At 69.7% G+C, this 17,057-nt stretch carries 18 protein-coding genes; 9 read left to right on the top strand and 9 right to left on the bottom strand.

Features of this window, described 5'->3' with window-relative positions:
- The first annotated feature begins 3 nt into the window (after positions 1 to 3).
- From VGJ14_02720 to VGJ14_02680, 9 genes are all read left to right on the top strand, one after another.
- Positions 4 to 522: an NUDIX hydrolase gene (locus tag VGJ14_02720; protein ID HEY2831311.1), complete on the top strand. Its 519-nt coding sequence runs from the start codon at positions 4 to 6 to the stop codon at positions 520 to 522.
- Complete coding sequence (locus tag VGJ14_02715) at positions 519 to 2,618, top strand: DUF6049 family protein (GenBank protein ID HEY2831310.1); 2,100 nt, start codon at positions 519 to 521, stop codon at positions 2,616 to 2,618. The genes VGJ14_02720 and VGJ14_02715 overlap by 4 nt, the downstream gene beginning before the upstream one ends.
- Complete coding sequence (murJ, locus tag VGJ14_02710) at positions 2,615 to 4,264, top strand: murein biosynthesis integral membrane protein MurJ (GenBank protein HEY2831309.1); 1,650 nt, start codon at positions 2,615 to 2,617, stop codon at positions 4,262 to 4,264. The genes VGJ14_02715 and murJ overlap by 4 nt, the downstream gene beginning before the upstream one ends.
- Before the next feature lie 130 nt (positions 4,265 to 4,394).
- Complete coding sequence (locus tag VGJ14_02705) at positions 4,395 to 5,858, top strand: hypothetical protein (protein HEY2831308.1); 1,464 nt, start codon at positions 4,395 to 4,397, stop codon at positions 5,856 to 5,858.
- A 172-nt stretch (positions 5,859 to 6,030) separates the two neighbouring features.
- Positions 6,031 to 6,738: an RNA polymerase sigma factor SigM gene (gene sigM, locus VGJ14_02700; GenBank protein ID HEY2831307.1), complete on the top strand. Its 708-nt coding sequence runs from the start codon at positions 6,031 to 6,033 to the stop codon at positions 6,736 to 6,738.
- A complete protein-coding gene (locus VGJ14_02695; protein ID HEY2831306.1) occupies positions 6,735 to 8,273 on the top strand; it encodes a zf-HC2 domain-containing protein in 1,539 nt (512 codons plus the stop codon). Before sigM ends, VGJ14_02695 begins: the two co-directional genes overlap by 4 nt.
- Before the next feature lie 160 nt (positions 8,274 to 8,433).
- The gene (trxB, locus tag VGJ14_02690) at positions 8,434 to 9,369 is read left to right on the top strand and encodes a thioredoxin-disulfide reductase (GenBank protein ID HEY2831305.1); all 936 of its coding nucleotides are present in this window, start codon (positions 8,434 to 8,436) and stop codon (positions 9,367 to 9,369) included.
- A gap of 65 nt (positions 9,370 to 9,434) precedes the next feature.
- Entirely contained in the window at positions 9,435 to 9,758 is a 324-nt protein-coding gene (gene trxA / locus VGJ14_02685) for a thioredoxin (GenBank protein HEY2831304.1), read from the top strand.
- 57 nt (positions 9,759 to 9,815) lie between these two features.
- Positions 9,816 to 10,997, top strand: coding sequence for an N-acetylmuramoyl-L-alanine amidase (locus VGJ14_02680; GenBank protein ID HEY2831303.1), 1,182 nt, complete (start codon positions 9,816 to 9,818; stop codon positions 10,995 to 10,997).
- A gap of 12 nt (positions 10,998 to 11,009) precedes the next feature.
- On the opposite strand, the gene VGJ14_02675 is transcribed toward VGJ14_02680, so the two are convergent.
- The 9 genes from VGJ14_02675 to rpmH all read right to left on the bottom strand — a co-directional run bounded on the left by VGJ14_02675 (position 11,010) and on the right by rpmH (position 16,863).
- A complete protein-coding gene (locus VGJ14_02675) occupies positions 11,010 to 11,627 on the bottom strand; it encodes a GNAT family N-acetyltransferase (protein HEY2831302.1) in 618 nt (205 codons plus the stop codon).
- 124 nt (positions 11,628 to 11,751) lie between these two features.
- Positions 11,752 to 12,735, bottom strand: a complete 984-nt coding sequence (locus VGJ14_02670; protein ID HEY2831301.1) for a ParB/RepB/Spo0J family partition protein — start codon at positions 12,733 to 12,735, stop codon at positions 11,752 to 11,754.
- A 68-nt stretch (positions 12,736 to 12,803) separates the two neighbouring features.
- Entirely contained in the window at positions 12,804 to 13,742 is a 939-nt protein-coding gene (locus VGJ14_02665) for a ParA family protein (GenBank protein ID HEY2831300.1), read from the bottom strand.
- Complete coding sequence (gene rsmG, locus VGJ14_02660) at positions 13,739 to 14,416, bottom strand: 16S rRNA (guanine(527)-N(7))-methyltransferase RsmG (GenBank protein HEY2831299.1); 678 nt, start codon at positions 14,414 to 14,416, stop codon at positions 13,739 to 13,741. Before rsmG ends, VGJ14_02665 begins: the two co-directional genes overlap by 4 nt.
- A gap of 22 nt (positions 14,417 to 14,438) precedes the next feature.
- Positions 14,439 to 15,017, bottom strand: coding sequence for a R3H domain-containing nucleic acid-binding protein (locus VGJ14_02655; GenBank protein HEY2831298.1), 579 nt, complete (start codon positions 15,015 to 15,017; stop codon positions 14,439 to 14,441).
- 45 nt (positions 15,018 to 15,062) lie between these two features.
- Complete coding sequence (gene yidC / locus VGJ14_02650) at positions 15,063 to 16,019, bottom strand: membrane protein insertase YidC (GenBank protein ID HEY2831297.1); 957 nt, start codon at positions 16,017 to 16,019, stop codon at positions 15,063 to 15,065.
- Positions 16,016 to 16,342, bottom strand: a complete 327-nt coding sequence (gene yidD, locus VGJ14_02645) for a membrane protein insertion efficiency factor YidD (protein HEY2831296.1) — start codon at positions 16,340 to 16,342, stop codon at positions 16,016 to 16,018. Before yidD ends, yidC begins: the two co-directional genes overlap by 4 nt.
- A gap of 11 nt (positions 16,343 to 16,353) precedes the next feature.
- A complete protein-coding gene (gene rnpA, locus VGJ14_02640; GenBank protein HEY2831295.1) occupies positions 16,354 to 16,716 on the bottom strand; it encodes a ribonuclease P protein component in 363 nt (120 codons plus the stop codon).
- Between the two features lie 9 nt (positions 16,717 to 16,725).
- The gene (rpmH, locus tag VGJ14_02635; protein HEY2831294.1) at positions 16,726 to 16,863 is read right to left on the bottom strand and encodes a 50S ribosomal protein L34; all 138 of its coding nucleotides are present in this window, start codon (positions 16,861 to 16,863) and stop codon (positions 16,726 to 16,728) included.
- Positions 16,864 to 17,057 lie beyond the last annotated feature (194 nt).

The following is a 17,057-nucleotide window of genomic DNA, read 5'->3' as shown; positions in this document are numbered from 1 at the left end:
CGAATGCCCTCCACGCCGCGCTCGCCGACGCCCTCGCGGCGGCTGCGCACGGTATCGGAGGTCTCCGCCGGCGGTCTGGTGCTGGATCGCGCCGGCCCGATCGTGCAGGCCGCCCTGATCGGTCGGCTGGATCGACGCGGGCGTCTGCTGTGGTCGCTGCCCAAGGGTCACCTGGAGGCCGGGGAGAGTCCGCAGGACGCGGCGGTGCGCGAGGTGCAGGAGGAAACCGGCATCCTCGGCCAAGTCCTGCAGAAGCTGGGTGTGATCGACTTCTGGTTCGTGGCCGACGGACAGCGCGTGCACAAGACCGTGCACCACTTCCTGCTCGAGGCGCAGTCCGGCGAGCTGTCCGACGCCGACGTCGAGGTGGACGAGGTGGCCTGGGTACCGCTGGACGACCTGTCCCGACGACTGTCCTACGACACCGAACGCAAGTTGCTCTCCGCGCTGCCCGAGCAATACGGCGCGGGGCACTCGGCCGCGGACCCGCCGTCCGACAACCCGGCCGCGGACGGCGGGTGACGCTCGACTCGCGACCCGGCGCGACGGTGGGCCTCGCCGCCGCGGCGTGTGCGTTCGCCCCGCTGCTGAGCCTGCTCGGCCCGACGCCCTCGCACGCCGTCGAGCCTGCCGGCGCGGTGCAGGTGGTGCTGGACACCGTCGGTCCGGCCGCGGTCAAGCCAGACGGGAAGCTCGTCTTTCGCGGCGCGGTCATCAACCCCGGCCCCGGCGTGTGGCACACGCCCACCGTGTCGGTGGCGGTGCGGCATCGACCGGTGGCCACCCGCGGGGAACTGCACTCGCTGGCCGCCGAGGTCACGCCGTTGAAGGGCGCCGCCGCCGTGCCCGGCGGCGCCCGACCGCTGGCCGATGTCGCGCCCGGGTCGAGCGTGACCTGGAAGATCTCTGTCCCCATGGAGTCCCTCAAGTTGGCCGGCAACGGCGTGTACGCGTTGCAGGTGGCAGCCCACGGAGACCGCGACGGGACGGGTGCCACGGCCGCGACGTTGACCACGTTCCTGCCCTACCTGCCGGAGACCAAGACCTACCAGCCCACCCGGGTCAGTTGGATCTGGCCGCTGGTGGACCAACCCGGCCGGGATGCCCGCGGGGCGTTCGTCAACGACACCCTGGCCACCGAGGTGGCGCCGGGCGGTCGGCTCGCGGACCTGGCCGCCGCGCCCGGCGCCCTGCCGGTCACCTGGATGGTCGACCCCGAGGTACTGGAAGCCGCCGCCGCGCTCGGTGCCACGCACGAGCGCCGCACCGGCACCGCGGTCTCCGACGCCGCGGCCGATCCGAACGCGGCACGCTGGCTGAGCACCCTGCGCGCCCAACTCAACGGTCGCCCGGTAGCTGCCCTGCCCTACGCCGACCCGGACACCGCCGCGTTGAGCATCGGCACGGACAGCGACGCGATCACCCGCGCGCTGGCCCGGGCCCGGACCGTGACCGCGCGGCAACTCGGCCGGGAATCGGACACCACGGTGGCCTGGCCGGTACAGGCCACCACCGACGCCACCACGCTGGCCACGCTGCGCCGGGTCGGCGCGCGCACGGTGGTCCTGGCGGGCAGTCAGATCCCCGCGCTGGCCACACTCACCTACACCCCGACCGGACGGGCCACGGTGGCGACCTCGGCGGGCCCGCTGGAGGTGTTGATCGCCGATACCGGCCTGGCCACGATTTTCGCCGGCGACCTGGCCGCCCGCGGGGCGACCACGCTGGCCCAGCAGGAGATGTTGGCGGACACCGCCATGATCACCCTGGAGCGGCCCAACGCCGGCCGATCCGTGCTGATCTCCCCACCCCGACGATGGGCGCCGGCCCCGGGTACCGCGCAACGGCTACTGGCCGCGGCCGCCGCCGCCCCGTGGCTGCGCACGGTCAGCCTGGCCACGTTGAGCAGCACGCCGGTGCCACCGGAACTGGCCGCCACCGCCTTCACCAATCCCGCGCCGGTGCCCACCGACGGCCTGCGCAGCTTCCAGGTGCTGCGGCTGCGGCGCACCACCGCGGAGCTGGACCGACTGGCGAACGTGATGGTCAGCCCGGGCAAGCTCATCGACAACTACACGGCCGCCGCATTGCGCGCCGCGTCCTCGGCGTGGATACCCGACCCCTCCGGTGCTCGGGACTACCTGCAGGAGCTGCGTGATGACGTGCGCGGCGACCAGGGCAAGGTGCGCATCATCGGCCGCAGCCTGGTGACCCTGTCCAGCAGCCACGGCACCATCCCGATCACCATCTCCAACGGGCTGAGCCAGGCCATTGCGGTTCGACCGGAGATCCGGTCATTGGTGCCCGGCCGATTGCGCACCGGCGCGCCCGACCTGGTCACCATCCCGGCCGGCCGGAAGAAGAGTGTGCAGATTCCGGCCGAGGCCACCGCGAACGGCATCGCGCGGTTGGAGGTGGAACTTCTGGACGCCGCGGGCAACTCGTTCACCACGCCCCTGCCGCTGCGCGTGAACGTGACCAACTACGGCAGCGTCGGCCTGATCGTGGTCATCGGCGGCGGCGGCCTGCTGTTCACCATCGCCGTGCTGCGCAACATCCGCCGGGTCCGGGCGGCCCGGCAGAACCGACGGGCCACCGAACAGAAAGTGCAGCTGTGAGCGACGCCCCCCGGGTCGACGCCGCCGTCACGCGCGCCGGCGCGGTCATGGCGCTGGGCACGGTCGGCTCCCGGATCACCGGGTTCTTCCGGGACCTGGTGATGATCTGGGCGATCGGCACCACGGTGTTCGCCGAGACCTACAACGTCGCGAACACGATCCCGAACATCGTCTACATCCTGCTCGCCGGCGGCGCCCTGAACGCGGTGTTCGTGCCGCAGTTGGTCCGGGCGTTGCGCAATGACGCGGACGGCGGCCAGGCCTTCGCCGACCGGCTGATCACTGCGATCGGACTCGTGCTGTTGGTCGTCACTGTGCTCACGGTGATCTTCGCGCCACTGGTGATCCGGTCCTACGCGTACACGTTCTCGCATTCGGACTCGAAGGCCGACTACGACGTAGCGGTCACCTTCGCCCGCTATTTCCTGCCACAGATCTTCTTCTACGGCCTGCACGTGATGTTCGGTCAGGTGCTCAACGCCCGCGGCCGGTTCGGGCCGATGATGGTCACCCCGATCCTGAACAACCTGGTGGTGATCGTCACCGGGATCATGTTCCTGGTTGCCACCCACGGGCATAGCGTCACGCCGGACACCGTCAGCGCCGGACAGGTGCGGCTGCTGGGCATCGGCACCACCCTCGGCGTGGTGGTGCAGGCGCTCGCCCTGCTGCCCGCGCTGAAGACCACCGACTACCGCTACCGGCCGCGCTTCGACCTGCGCGGCAAGGGCCTGGGCCACTCCTACGCGTTGGCGAAGTGGACATTGCTGTTCGTCCTGGTCAACCAGGTCGCCTACATCGTGGTGGTGCAGCTTTCCACCGCCGCGGGCCTGCACGCCGCCGACGCCGGTTACCCCGGCCGCGGCTTCACCCCGTACACCAAGGCCTACCTGATCATGCTGCTGCCGCACGCCGTGGTCACCGTCTCGGTGGTCACCGCGCTGCTGCCGAAGATGAGTCGCTCGGTGCACGACGCGCGGTTGGACGAAGTACGCGCGGACATGATCTCCGGGCTGCGGCTGACCGGCGCCGCGATCGTGCCCGCGGCCATCGGCTTCGGCGTGCTGGGCCCCAGCCTGTGCATTGCGATGTTCGCGCACGGCAACACCACCGTGGACAACGCGCAGTACATCGGGTTCGTGCTGTCCGCCTTCGCGCTCGGCCTGGTGCCGTTCACCGTGCACTACCAACTGCTGCGCGGGTTCTACGCGTTCGAGGACACCCGCACCCCGGTGACCATCAACGTGTGGATCGCGGGCAGCAACATCGCGCTGGCCCTCGGCGCGAATGCACTGCTGCCGGATCGCTGGATCTCCGTCGCGTTGGCGGCGAGCTACTCCTTGTCCTATCTGGTCGGCGTCGGCATCTCCGCGCGCAAGCTGTCCCGGCGCATCGGCCCCCTGGGCGCCGAGGTGCTGCGCGCCTACGACCGGTTGATCGTGGCCGGTGTCGGAGCTGCCGTGCCCACCCTGCTCATCAGTGAGATCTGCTACCGGCACTGGGGGAACAGCGCCACCGGGTCCATGGTCACTGTGGTCGTCGGCGGCCTGTCGCTGCTCGTCGCCTACCTGGTGATCGCGGCCCGGATGGGGATCTGTGAGGTGGCCGATCTGATCTCCACGCTACGGGCGCGGCTCGGTCGCTGAATCGATGCGGAACGCACCGTCGGAATAGCCCGGCGACGGGACCGAACCGTGCCTAGTATGGCCGGCAAGTAGCACGGGCAGCCGACGGCACGGAGGACGTCGCGCGCCCGGTGCGGAAGGAAATAGTCAAGTGCTGCGAGCCACGCCGGAGGTCGGTGCTCGGCTGGCCGACCGGTACCGGCTCTCGGAGTGCATCAGCGACGCCGACGGCATTTCCATCTGGCACGCGACCGATGAGATGTTGGCCCGCCCGGTCGGCATGTACCTCATCCCCGAAGACCACGAACTCGCCGAGGCCGCCATCGGCGCCGCCCGGGCGGCGGCCACCTTCGAGGATGCCCGCTTTGTCCGCATCCTCGACGCGGTGCACCGCGGCGGCACCGTGCACATCGTCTACGAATGGCTGCCCGAGGCCCGTGCGCTCAGCGACGTGCTCACCCGCGAGGGTCCGCTGGATCCGATGGACGCCCAACGGATGATCACCGACGCGGCCGATGCGCTGGCGCTCGCGCATGCGGCCGGGTTGGCGCACCTGCGGCTGCAGCCGGACACCGTGCTGCTGACCCCCGAGGGCCAGGTGAAGATCTTCGGCCTGTGCGTGGAGGCCGCGCTGCACTCCACCTCGGCCACTGATCCCGCCCGCGCGGACACCCGCGCGCTGGGTCGGGTGCTGCATGCGGCGCTGACCGCGAAGTGGCCGGAGGGTGAGGCGTTCGGGTTGTCCGCGGCGCCGTACGAGAACGGTGCTATCTGCACCCCCCGTCAGGTGCGGGCCGGGGTGCCGGACGGGGTCGATGCGATCGTGGACCGGGTGCTCAATGCACACCCCCGGGAGGGCACCCCGTTGCGCAGCCCCGGCGAGTTGGCCGCGGAACTGCGTCAGTTGCCCAGGCCCCGCCCGCCGTCCGGTCCCGGCCCGGCGCCCGACGCGACCGGCCCGATGGCCGCGGTGAACCAGATCCTGGCGCCGTTCCCGGGCTCCGACGGCGGTTGGAAGCCGTCCGCGGCCACCCGCGGGGTGCAGATCGGCGTGATCGGCATGCTGGTGCTGGGGCTGGTGCTGCTCAGTTGGCAGATCGTGCGCGCGGTCGGGTCCAACGGCGATGCGGACGCGATCCCGTCCACCGGCCCGTTGCAGGCCGTCCGGATCGCCGACGTGCGTGACTTCGACCCACCTCCCGGCGGCGACGGCCAGGAGAACGGCGACCAGGTCTCCCTCGCGGTCGACGGCAACCCCGACACCGTTTGGCGCACCGACCGGTACACCTCGGCCACCTTCGGCAAGCTCAAGCCGGGCGTCGGCCTGGTGTTGGACCTGGGCCGGGTGCAGACCGTGCGCCAGGTCAAGTTGATCTTCCCGCGGGAGGGCACCTCGGTGGAGGTCCGCGCGGTGAACGCCAACGCCATCACCGCACCGGCGGGCCTGAACGCCTACCTGGTGGCGGACGCCGAGGAGGACCTGGGGACCGAGCAGACGCTGCGGCTGTCGTTCGCCACCCGTACCCGGTTCCTGCTGATCTGGCTGACCAAGCTCCCGAAGGACCCGGCCGGCGGCTACCGCGGGGGCATTTCCGAGGTGTCGGTGAGCGGTTGAGAGGCTGCTGTGCCCGGCGCACCCGGCCGGGCTAGGTGGGGACCGCGGCGGTAACCGCCGAGTACCGTATTTTCTGATCCGTCCGTCGAGCGCCGGGAGACAGCTGCGATGTCGCACGCATTCGTCCCCGGTATGCCCTGCGTAACCCAGCGCGGCGCCGGGATGCGGTGCCGTGCCTGACCTCATCGAGGCCACCGACCGCGCGCTGCTGGATTTGCACCGCGAGGGTGATCCCGACGCGTTCGGGGAGATCGTCCGGCGCCACCGGGACCGCATGTGGGCGGTCGCGTTGCGCACGTTGGGTGACCCGGAGGAGGCCGCGGACGCCGTCCAGGACGCCCTGGTCTCGGCCTACCGGGCCGCCGCCGGTTTCCGCGGCGACGCCGCGATCACCACGTGGCTGCACCGCATCGTGGTCAACGCCTGCCTGGACCGGGCTCGACGCAAGAGCATCCGGCGCACGGTGCCGCTGCCCGAGCAGGACACCGAGGAGGACCGCGCCGGCCGGGACCTGGCAATTTCCGAGGACCCCACCGAGGACGCCGATTTGTCCATGGATGTCGCGGCTGCGCTCGCCACGCTGCCCATGGACCAACGGGCGGCGCTGGTCCTGGTAGATCTCCAAGGTTATCCGGTCGAGGAGGCGGGCAAGATTCTTGGCGTCCCGACCGGGACCGTGAAGAGTCGGTGCGCCCGTGGCCGGGCCCGACTTCTTCCGTTGTTGTCGCATTTAAGGCAAGGGAACGAGATTGCCGCTGCCTGCGTCGAACCTGGAGTGAGCGCCAACGTTGTGCCTCTGCACCGGGGCCCGACATCGGCGACTGGGGGACCGCCAAGCCCACCGAGTGGGCAGGCGGAAGGAGCGGACCAGCGGACATGACTTACCGTGACCATGTAAGTACAGAGACCCTGGCGGACCACGCCGAGGGTCTTCTTGGCGAGTCCGAGGCCGGGCGGGTACAGGCCCACCTCGATGACTGCGAACCCTGCCGGTCCGAGGCCATGCTGCTGGTCTCCCTGCAGGAGATTCTGCGCGCCGATGAGGTGGGCCCAATGCCCGCCGAGTACGCAACCCGGATCGACGCCGTGCTGGCCGAGCTGGTCGCCGCCGAACCTCCGGTGCGTCTTCAACCCGGGGGCCTACCGAATCCCGAGGCCGTTCCGATCCTGAATGCCCCGGCCGAGGCCGAGGCCGGCGGCGCCAAGGTCATCGACCTGGCGACTCGACGCAAGGTGATGGTGACCGGCCTGCGTCGGGTGGGCACCGTTGCCGCTGGTGTGGTGCTGCTGATCGGCGGCGCCGCGCTGGGCGTGCAGACCCTCGGTAACCACACCGACCTGGTGTCCCCCGGGCCCTCTCAGGAGGCCATCGCCCCGGCGCGCTCGTTCGACACGCTGCCCACGCCGCCGAAGGATGCCGTCAAGCGCAAGCACGGCATCAAGGTCGACGAGAAGAGCGGCTGGATCTACATGCCGAACGGCAAGGTCCTGCTGCCCGACGGCACGGTGGTGCTGCCCGGTGCGAACAAGAGCGACCCGCCGACGGTGATCGCGCCCAAGCCGCAGCAGAAGTCCACCGGTGTCCCGCCGACGATCAAGCAGCCCAAGGACAACGGCAAGAAGGACAACGGGTCGAAGTCCAACCCCAAGCCGGCCCAGCCCGCAGCCACCGCGCAGCCGGCCCCGGTCCAGGATCCGGCCGCGGTGAACGCGCCGGAGGCCACCGCCGCGCCCGCGCAGCAGGTGCGCCCGGCCACCACCAAGGCCCCCAGCAATGTGTCGGGGTCGAGCAACCCCGACAACAACAAGGTCACTACGCAAGACGCCAAGAACACCTACGTCTCGCAGTCGGGCAGCGAGTACACCCAGGACAACTTCGCCAACAAGGTGATGGACCTGCTCACCCAGGCCTCGCACGACTCCCCGTCGGGCAGCTACACCTCCACCTCCGCCGGCGGTCCGCAGACCGACCCGAACGCGGGCCCCACGGCCGGTCCCACCACGGGCCCGTCGCCGTCGATCTACCCGCAGAACATGGCGCTCAGCTACCAGCGGTTCGACATGGCCCCCTCAGCCCCCGGCCGCGGCCCCGCCGCGCCGGAGGTCAAATACCGGGTGCAACGCTGCGCGCGGCAACTGGGCCAGCCCGCGCTGGCCGGTGACGAGGGCATGTGGGCCGGGCACAAGGCGACCATCGTGGTCGTCGCGGCCCAGGACAACGCCAACCAGGTGATCGGCTACGTCTTCTACGGCAACTGCTCGAACAGCAGCCCGGCCACCGAGGACACCGCCCAGTGGGAGCAGCGGGTGAACAAGCCCGCTCCGCAGTCGAACACTGATTCCACTCCGGTGCCGCGCGTCGGTGGCACGTCGCCCAGCGCCTCCAGTTCGCGCAGCGAGTCCGTCGAGCGCTGAGCCCCCTCACCTGCACGAAAGGCCTCGCCCGCCGGGCGGGGCCTTCGTCGTTCCGGCCCCGTGGTGCGAGCATTGCTCGGGAACAACCGGCCCCTAGGATCGGTTGGCTTGCACGCAGGGCGAAATACCTGCCAGGACGCTGAAGGGGTAGCGAGGAACAGTGACCGACCCACGCAACGTGATCGTGATCGGCTCGGGTCCGGCCGGCTACACCGCTGCTGTCTACGCGGCCCGCGCGGACCTCAAGCCGCTGATGTTCGAGGGCGCCGTCACTATGGGCGGCGCACTGATGAACACCACCGAGGTGGAGAACTTCCCCGGCTTCGCCGAGGGAGTCCAGGGCCCGGACCTGATGTTCGCGATGCGTGCCCAGGCCGAGCGCTTCGGCGCCGAGCTGGTCGGTGACGACGTCACCGCGGTGGACCTCACCGGCGAGATCAAGAAGGTGGTTGCCTCGGGTGTGGAATACACCGCCCACACGGTGATCCTGGCCACCGGGTCGAAGTACAAGGAGCTGGGCCTGGCCCACGAGAAGCGGCTGTCCGGCCACGGGGTTTCCTGGTGCGCCACCTGCGACGGTTTCTTCTTCCGCGACCAGGACATCGCCGTGGTCGGCGGTGGCGACTCGGCGATGGAGGAGGCCACCTTCCTGGCTCGCTTCGCCCGCAGCGTCACGGTGATCCACCGTCGGGACGAGCTGCGCGCCAGCAAGATCATGCAGCAGCGCGCGTTCGACAACCCGAAGATCTCGTTCCTGTGGGACACCGAGCCGATTGACATCATCGGCGAGGACAAGCTCGCCGGGCTCGTCGTGCGCAACCTGAAGACCGGCGAGGAGTCCAAGCTGGACGTGACCGGGCTGTTCGTGGCCATCGGGCATGAGCCGCGCTCGGAGCTGCTGGCCGGGCAGGTGAACACCGACCCCGAGGGGTATGTGCTGGTGGACAGCCCCAGCACACGTACCAACCTCGCCGGGGTGTTCGCCTGCGGCGACGTGGTCGACCACATCTACCGGCAGGCGATCACCGCGGCGGGCACCGGGTGCGCCGCCGCTCTGGACGCGGAGCGCTACCTGGCCGCGCTCGGTCACCACTGACCAACCAACCCACGTAAGTTCCAACACCGGTCCGCCGGCGGCGGACCATCAGGAGGAGAAACACCATGGGCTCGATTGCAGCCACCACCGACCAGACCTTCCAGGCCGACGTCCTCGACGCCGACGTGCTGGTATTGGTCGACTTCTGGGCGCCGTGGTGCGGACCGTGTCGCCAGGTCGCCCCGATCCTGGAGGAAATCGCCGCCGAGAGCGAGGGCAAAATCCGCATCCTCAAGCTCAACGTGGACGAGAACCCGCGCACCGCGGCCAAGTACGGGGTGGTCTCGATTCCGACCATGAACCTGTACCGCGGCGGTGAGGTGGTCAAGCAGATCATCGGCGCGAAGCCGAAGCCGTTGATCCTGAAGGATCTCGCCGAGTACGTCTAAGCTCCGGTTTGGGCGGACGGTGGTGGGCGTCGTCCCGAGCTGGGGGGTGAGGTCGGCGTGGACAGTCAGCGGCGGCCGTACCCCGTGCACCGCAAGGGTGACCGCGGGCCCACGGTGGCCGAGGTCCGCCGCAAGCTGGCCATCCTTGCGCTGTTGCCCGACTCCCCCGACGTCGTCGAGGACCCCAACGACGCCGTCTTCGACGAGGCCTGCGACCGGGCCGTTCGGCACTTTCAGCAGCAACGCGGGCTGAACGTCGACGGCTTGGTCGGGCGGGAGACCTACGACGCGCTGGAGGAAGCCCGCTGGCGGCTGGGCGACCGGATCCTGTCCCACCAGGTCAGCCGTCTGCAGCGGGGCGATGACGTGGCCGCGCTGCAGCGGCGCATGTTGGATCTCGGCTTCAACTGCGGCCAGGTGGACGGCATTTTCGGGCCGGACAGCGCCCGCGCGTTGCGCGAGCTGCAGCAGAGTCTGGGGGTCAACGCCGATGGCACCTGCGGCCCGGAGACCTTCCGGGCGCTGGAGCGGTTGACCCGCACGGTGGTCGGCGGTCACGCCCACCACCTGCGCGAGGCCGAGGCGGTGATGCGCTCCGGCCCCCGCCTGGGCGGCAAGGTCGTGGTGATCGATCCCGGCCACGGTGGCTTGGACCACGGACACATCGGCAATGGGCTCACCGAGTCCGGCGTCGTGGAGGATCTGGCCGCGCGCATCGAGGGCCGGCTCACCGCCACCGGCGTGCAGGCCTACCTGACCCGCGCGGTCAGCGCCCGGCATGCAGCCCGCGTCGACCTGGACGACGAGGCCCGGGCGATGTTCGCCAACGAGGCGCGCGCCGACCTGGTGGTCTCGCTGCACGTGGACGGTCATTCGAACCCGGCGGCCAACGGAGTGGCCACCTACTTCTTCGGCACCGACCGGTACGGGCAGTCCAGCGCGGTCGGCGAGCGCTTCGCCGAGCTGCTGCTCAGCGAGATCGTGGCCCGCACCGACCTGACCGATTGCGGCGTGCACGGGAAGACCTGGGACCTGCTGCGACGCACCCGAATGCCCACGGTGCGGGTGGATCTGGGTTATCTGACCAATCCCGGCGACGCGGCCCGGTTGGCCGACCCGTCGTTCCGGGACGTCGTCGCCGAATCCATCGTGATCGCCGTGCAGCGGCTCTATCTGCCGCCGGATGAGGATGCCCCGACGGGGGTCCTGCGCATCGGCGAGCTGCTGTCCGGCGGCTGAACTGACGCTGCCTCAGACTGGCCGGAAGGCTGGCTCCGGGGACATGGAACCGAGCAAACGTTCGAGGGCTACCTCCACGTCCTCGCGCCAGGAGACGGTGCTCTTCAGCTCCAGCCGCAGGCGCGGGAAGCGCGGGTGCGGACGGACGGTCTTGAAGCCCACCGAGCGCAGGTAGTCCGCGGGCACCAAGCAGTTCGGTGCTTCCCACTTCGCGTCACCGAAGGCCTCCATGGCCTTGACCCCGCGTCGGGTCAGGTCCTTGGCCACGCCCTGGACCAACATCCGGCCCAAGCCGCCGCCGGCGAACTCGGGCAGGATGAAGGCGGTGGTCAGCAGCACCGCATCCGGGCTCACCGGGCTGGTCGGGAAGGCGATCGAGCGGGGCACATAGCCGGGCGGTGAATAGCCGACATAGCCCGCGGTGATGCCGTCGACCTGGACCAGCTTGCCGCAGGAGCCCCACTCCAACAGCGTCGCGGAGACCCAGGCCTCCTTCTCGAACGCGGTGTCCCCACCGCGCGCTGCCCGATCACCGGCTACCGGGTCCAACTCCCAGAACACGCAGGAGCGGCAGCGGCTGGGCAACTCATCGAGGTTGTCCAGCGTGATGTTCACCAGCCGGCGAGTCACCAGCAGAGGATAGACCGCAGCCATCCCCAAGAGAAGGCAAACAAAACACCAACAAACGCATTACCTTGCTTGCCCGGCCGGGGGTTCACCCATTCGGCCTAATCGACCCATTCACCCATTCGGCCTAACGCGCGGCCCGCATCAGGCCGACGATGCGGTCCAAATCCTCGGCGGAGGCGAACTCCACGATGAGCTTCCCGTGGCCGCGGCCCATCTGGATCTTCACCCGGGTGTCCCAGCGGTCGGCGAGATCACCGGCCAGCTCGTCCATCGCGGCGGACACCCGCTTCGCCGCACCGGCCCGCTTGGCCTTCTTCGGCTTGACCGTGTCGCCGACGGCGACCAGTTCCTCAATCGCGCGGACAGACAGGCCTTCCGCCACCACTCGCGAGGCCAGGTGCTCCTGCGCGTCGCCGTCGTCCAGGGACAACAGCGCCCGGGCGTGGCCGGCGGACAGCACGCCGGCGGCCACCCGGCGCTGCACCGCGGGCGGCAGCTTCAACAGTCGGATCGTGTTGGACACCTGGGAGCGGGAGCGGCCGATGCGAGCGGCCAGCACGTCATGTGTGCACTCGAAGTCCTGCAGCAGTTGGTCGTAGGCGGCCGCCTCCTCCAGGGGATTCAACGCCGCGCGGTGCAGGTTCTCCAGCAGGGCGTCGACCAGCATCGAGTCGTCTTCGGTCTGCCGGACAATCGCGGGCACCTTGTCGAACCCGGCCAGTTGGCACGCGCGCCACCGGCGCTCCCCCATCACCAACTCGTAGCTGCCCGAACCGGTACTGCGCACCACGATCGGCTGGAGCAGGCCAACCTCCTTCAGCGAGGTCACCAACTCCGCCATCGCGTCGGGATCGAACACGCTGCGCGGTTGCCGCGGGTTCGGCACGATGGCCGTGACCGGGAGCTCCGCGAAGTACGCGCCGTCCACACTCGCCGGGGCGGGCGGTTCGTCGACCACCAGGTCCAGGCGCTTGGCGCCCCTCGGCTTCACCGCGAGCGCTGTCCCGCCCGGGCTGCCCACCAGGTGCTCGGCGGCCTCATTGGACAGCGGACCTGTCGGGATCAACGCCCCGAGGCCCCGACCCAGGCCCCGACTCTTCTGCGTCATGCCGCGCTCCTTGGGTGCGGTGATGTTTCACGTGAAACGTAACCGTCGATCGCGACGGATCCCGGTATCTACTCCGGCGGGTCGAACGCGGCGCGGGCAATCTCACGGGCGGCGTCCAAATAGGACAGCGCGCCCGGCGAGCCCGGGTCGTAGGTGAGCACGGTCTGGCCGTGGCTGGGCGCCTCGGAGACGCGAACCGATCGGGGGATCGTGCTGCGCAGCACCAGGCCGCCGAAGTAGTTGCGCACCTCGGTCGCGACCTGCTCGGCCTGCCGGGTGCGGCCGTCGTACATGGTGAGCAGAATGGTGGACAGCCTCAACTCGGGACGCAGGCCGGCGCGCACCATCTCGATGGTCCGCATCAACTGGGTCAGACCCTCCAGCGCGTAGTACTCGCACTGCACCGGCACCAACACCTCGCCGGCCGCGACCAGGGCGTTGAGCGTCAGCAGACCGAGCGACGGCGGGCAGTCGATGAACACATAGTCGACCTGCTCGAGGTCGTAGGCCTCGAGCGCCCGACTGAGCAGCCACTCGCGGGACTCCATGCCGAACATCTGCATCTCGGCGCCGGCCAGGTCGATGCTCGCCGGCACGCACGTCAGGTTCGGCAGGTGTGCGGCCTGGCAGACCACGTCCTTAATAGGAACGCCGTCAATCAGCACGTCGTAGGTGGACGGCGTGCCCTCGGAATGCGGAACCCCCAACGCCGTGGAGGCGTTGCCCTGCGGGTCCAGATCGAGCACCAGGACTGATTGGCCCTGCAGTGCGAGGGCCGCGGCCAGGTTCACCGTCGTGGTGGTCTTGCCCACGCCGCCCTTCTGGTTGGCGACCACCATGACCCGCCGCCGCGGTGGACGGGGCAGCCGCGTCATCATGCCGGTGCGCACCGCCGCTGCCACCCGCGCCGCGGACGCGATAGGCGGCTCGTCGATCGGCTGCTCGTCCGCGGTGTCGCCCAACGGACCCCGCGGAGGTCGGAACACCCACCCTGCGACCACAGTCACCTACCTGTTTCACGTGAAACATTGCCGGCGCGCAGGCGCAACTCCACCACCGTCGTGGGCGTGTCCACAAATCGCTCGCCCAGCGACCGCACCTCGATCGATGCCATGGCGTACCGGCGCTTGCCGGCGCGCACCTCGGCCACCTCGGCGGCCGCGCTCTCGCCCTTCAGCGCGAGCAGTCTGCCGCCGTCGCGGACCAGGGGGAGAGACCAGTCAAGAAGCTTGGGCAACGGCGCCACCGCTCGGGCGGTCACCACATCGAACGCCCCCCGCAGATCGGGGCAGTCCTGCGCGCGAGCGCGGCGCACGGTCACGTTGGGCAACTCCAGCGTCTGCGCCATTTCGGTGAGGAAGACAGTGCGTCGCAGCAGCGGTTCGAGCAACACCAACTCCAAGTCCGGCCGCAGGATCGCCAGCACCAGCCCGGGCAACCCGGCTCCGGAGCCGACGTCGGCCACCCGTTCGCCGGGCGGGAGTGCCTCGGTGAGCACCGCGCAGTTCAGCAGGTGCCGGTCCCACAGCCGCGGCACCTCCCGCGGGCCGATCAGCCCGCGCACCACACCCGCGCCGGCCAACGCCTCGGCGTAGCGCACCATCACCGACAGGCGGTCGCCCAGCAACTCCACGGCGCCGCGCGGCGGAGCGGGGACGGTCACCGCCGTCTGCTCGACCATCACCGTGTTGCTCCCGGATGGGTCAGGACGGGTAGACGACCACGCGCCGGTTGGGTTCCTCACCGTCGGATTCGCTGCGCAGGCCGGCGGCGGCGACGGCGTCGTGCACCACCTTGCGCTCGAACGGCGTCATCGGCGCCAGCCGTACCGGCTCACCGGTCTCCTTGGCCTGCTCTGCGGACTTGGCGCCCAGCTCGGTCAGCTCGGTGCGACGGGCAGCGCGGAAGCCGCCGATGTCCAGCATCAAGCGACTGCGTTCGCCGGTGGCCCGCAGGACCGCGAGCCGGGTCAGTTCCTGGACCGCGTCCAACACCGCGCCGCCCTTGCCGACCAACTGCTTGAGGTCGGCGCCGACGATGGACACCGCGGCCCGGTCGCCCTCGACGTCCATGTCGATGTCGCCGTCCAGATCGGCGATGTCCAGCAGACCCTCGAGGTAGTCCGCCGCGATCTCGCCCTCCTGCTCGAGTAGCTCCAGGCGCGCCGGCGACGGCTTGCGGGACCGTCCGCCCGAGCCTGTCCCGGACTCCGCGTCGGATTGCTCGTCGTCGTCCTCGAGGACTTCGTCGTCGAGCGCCGTCGACTCAGTGGCCTTGCTCACCGCAGGGACTCCCTAATCTCGACCAATGCCGCCGGTGCGGCGACGTCAACGCTTCTTGGGGCTGCGCTGGCTGCGCGTCTGGCGCTGCGGTTGTTGGCGTGCGGTCTTGGTTCCGCCGTCGCCCTCATCGCCGCCGCCATCGGGTGCCGCGCCGTTCGACCCGCCGCCGGCCTTGGCCGTCGTGGCCGCATCCGCCCCGGGGTCGTGCTTCTCCTTGCGCTTCATCATGGCCTCGTACGCCGGGCTACCCACCGCGGGCATGCGCCGGATGACGTACAGCTGCTGGCCCATTGACCAGAAATTCGAGACCAGCCAGTACAGCAGCACGCCGACCGGGAAGTTGATGCCGAAGACCCCGAACATGATCGGGAACAGGTACATCATCAGCTTCTGCTGCTGCATGAACGGGCTCTGCGGCTGGCCCGGTACCGGGGCCGGCATGTTCTTCGTCATCAGCTGGCGCTGCGTGTAGAACTGCGACGCCGACATCGCGACGATCATGATGATCGTCACGATCTGCACGTGGGTGGTGTTCGCGCCGACGAACTTGTCCGACAGGCTGGCACCGAGGAACGTGGCCTTGCGTGCGCTGTTCACATCGGCCTGGGTCAGCACCCCGACGGCGTGGCCCTTCGCGATCCCGTTGAGCACCCGGAACAGCGCCAAGAAGAACGGGGACTGGGCGAGCACCGGGAAGCAGCTCGACAGGGGGTTGGTGTTGTGCTCCTTGTAGAGCTTCATCAACTCCTGGGAGGTCTTCTCCCGGTCACCCTTGTAGCGCTCCTGGATGGCCCGGATCTTCGGCTGCAGCACCTGCATGTTGCGCATCGAGCGGATCTGCTTGACGAACAGCGGGATGAGCGCGATCCGGATCAACATCACCAGGCCGACGATGGCCAGACACCACGACCAGTCCTCGTTCATGCCGATGTGGTCGAAGGCCTTATGTAACGTGAGAATAATCCACGAAACACCGTCGTAGAGCGGCTCGAAGATCTTCACCGTCGTGCTCCCTGTGGCGGTGGGACGCGTGTGCGCGTCGACGAGCCCGCAGCTGTCGCGTGGTCGTGCGGAGTGGAATGGGCCAATCTACCCGCCCTTCGGAACCACCGACGCGGCCGGTCCGCGGCCGGCGGTACCTCGTCGACGCCGCCCGGATTCCACGGGTGGCAACGGAGGAGTCGGCGGGCGGTCAGCCAGAGGCCGCGCGCGGTGCCATGCCGACGGAAAGCCTCGTAGCCGTAGTGCGAGCACGAGGGATAAAAGCGGCACCGCGGCCCCAGCCACAGGCTCAAGGTCGCCTGGTAGACCCGGATCAGGCCCATGAACACGTATTTCATCGTGGGGTCCGAGTCCGTTCGGCCGAGCGCAAGGCAGTCAACGCCTGGTCCAGATCGGCCGCCAAGCCGGCGCGGCTCACGGTGGCGGCAGTGGGTGCGGCCCGAACGACCAACAACGCGCCGGCGGGCACCGCGCTGAGCCGGTCGCGCATGAGGTGCCGAAGCCGACGACGCACCCGATTGCGGACCACGGCCGGACCCACCGAACGGGCGACAACAAAGCCCACCCGGCGTTCCTCGCGAGGGCTGTCATCGACATGCAGGTGCAGGACCACGCAACCGCGTCCCGCGCGGCGGCCACGGCGCACCGCCAACGCGAACTCGTTGCGTTGACACAAACGATTCGCGGCCGCCAGCACGGCAGCGGATCAGGCCGAGAGCTTCTGTCGACCCTTGGCCCGCCGCGCCGTGATGATCGCCCGACCGGCCCGGGTCCGCATACGCAGCCGGAACCCGTGCGTCTTGGCACGACGACGGTTGTTCGGCTGGAATGTGCGCTTGCTCACGACAATCTCCGCGGGCTTGGGTGGGCCGGCTGCGCATGGCAAGCCGGTCGCCGCGCAAGCGGCGGCCCCACGGTACGCATGCCCGCTGCACAGGGTCAAACCGTTGGCGCGCGGCGCAGCGTCACGCCCGTGTTACAGCTCGTCCACACCTGTGGACGACGTTGTGGATGATCCCCGGGCGACGCGCCGAACGC

The organism is Sporichthyaceae bacterium (assembly GCA_036493475.1).
Taxonomy (GTDB): domain Bacteria; phylum Actinomycetota; class Actinomycetes; order Sporichthyales; family Sporichthyaceae; genus DASQPJ01.
This window is presented reverse-complemented; position numbering and strand designations above follow the sequence as displayed.

Excerpts from the sequence above, each read along its gene's own strand:
- yidD (HEY2831296.1), bottom strand. The coding sequence starts at position 16,342 with ATGGGCCTGATCCGGGTCTACCAGGCGACCTTGAGCCTGTGGCTGGGG.
- trxA (HEY2831304.1), top strand. The coding sequence starts at position 9,435 with ATGGGCTCGATTGCAGCCACCACCGACCAGACCTTCCAGGCCGACGTC.
- rsmG (HEY2831299.1), bottom strand. The coding sequence starts at position 14,416 with ATGGTCGAGCAGACGGCGGTGACCGTCCCCGCTCCGCCGCGCGGCGCC.
- VGJ14_02670 (HEY2831301.1), bottom strand. The coding sequence starts at position 12,735 with ATGACGCAGAAGAGTCGGGGCCTGGGTCGGGGCCTCGGGGCGTTGATC.
- VGJ14_02720 (HEY2831311.1), top strand. The coding sequence starts at position 4 with ATGCCCTCCACGCCGCGCTCGCCGACGCCCTCGCGGCGGCTGCGCACG.
- VGJ14_02695 (HEY2831306.1), top strand. The coding sequence starts at position 6,735 with ATGACTTACCGTGACCATGTAAGTACAGAGACCCTGGCGGACCACGCC.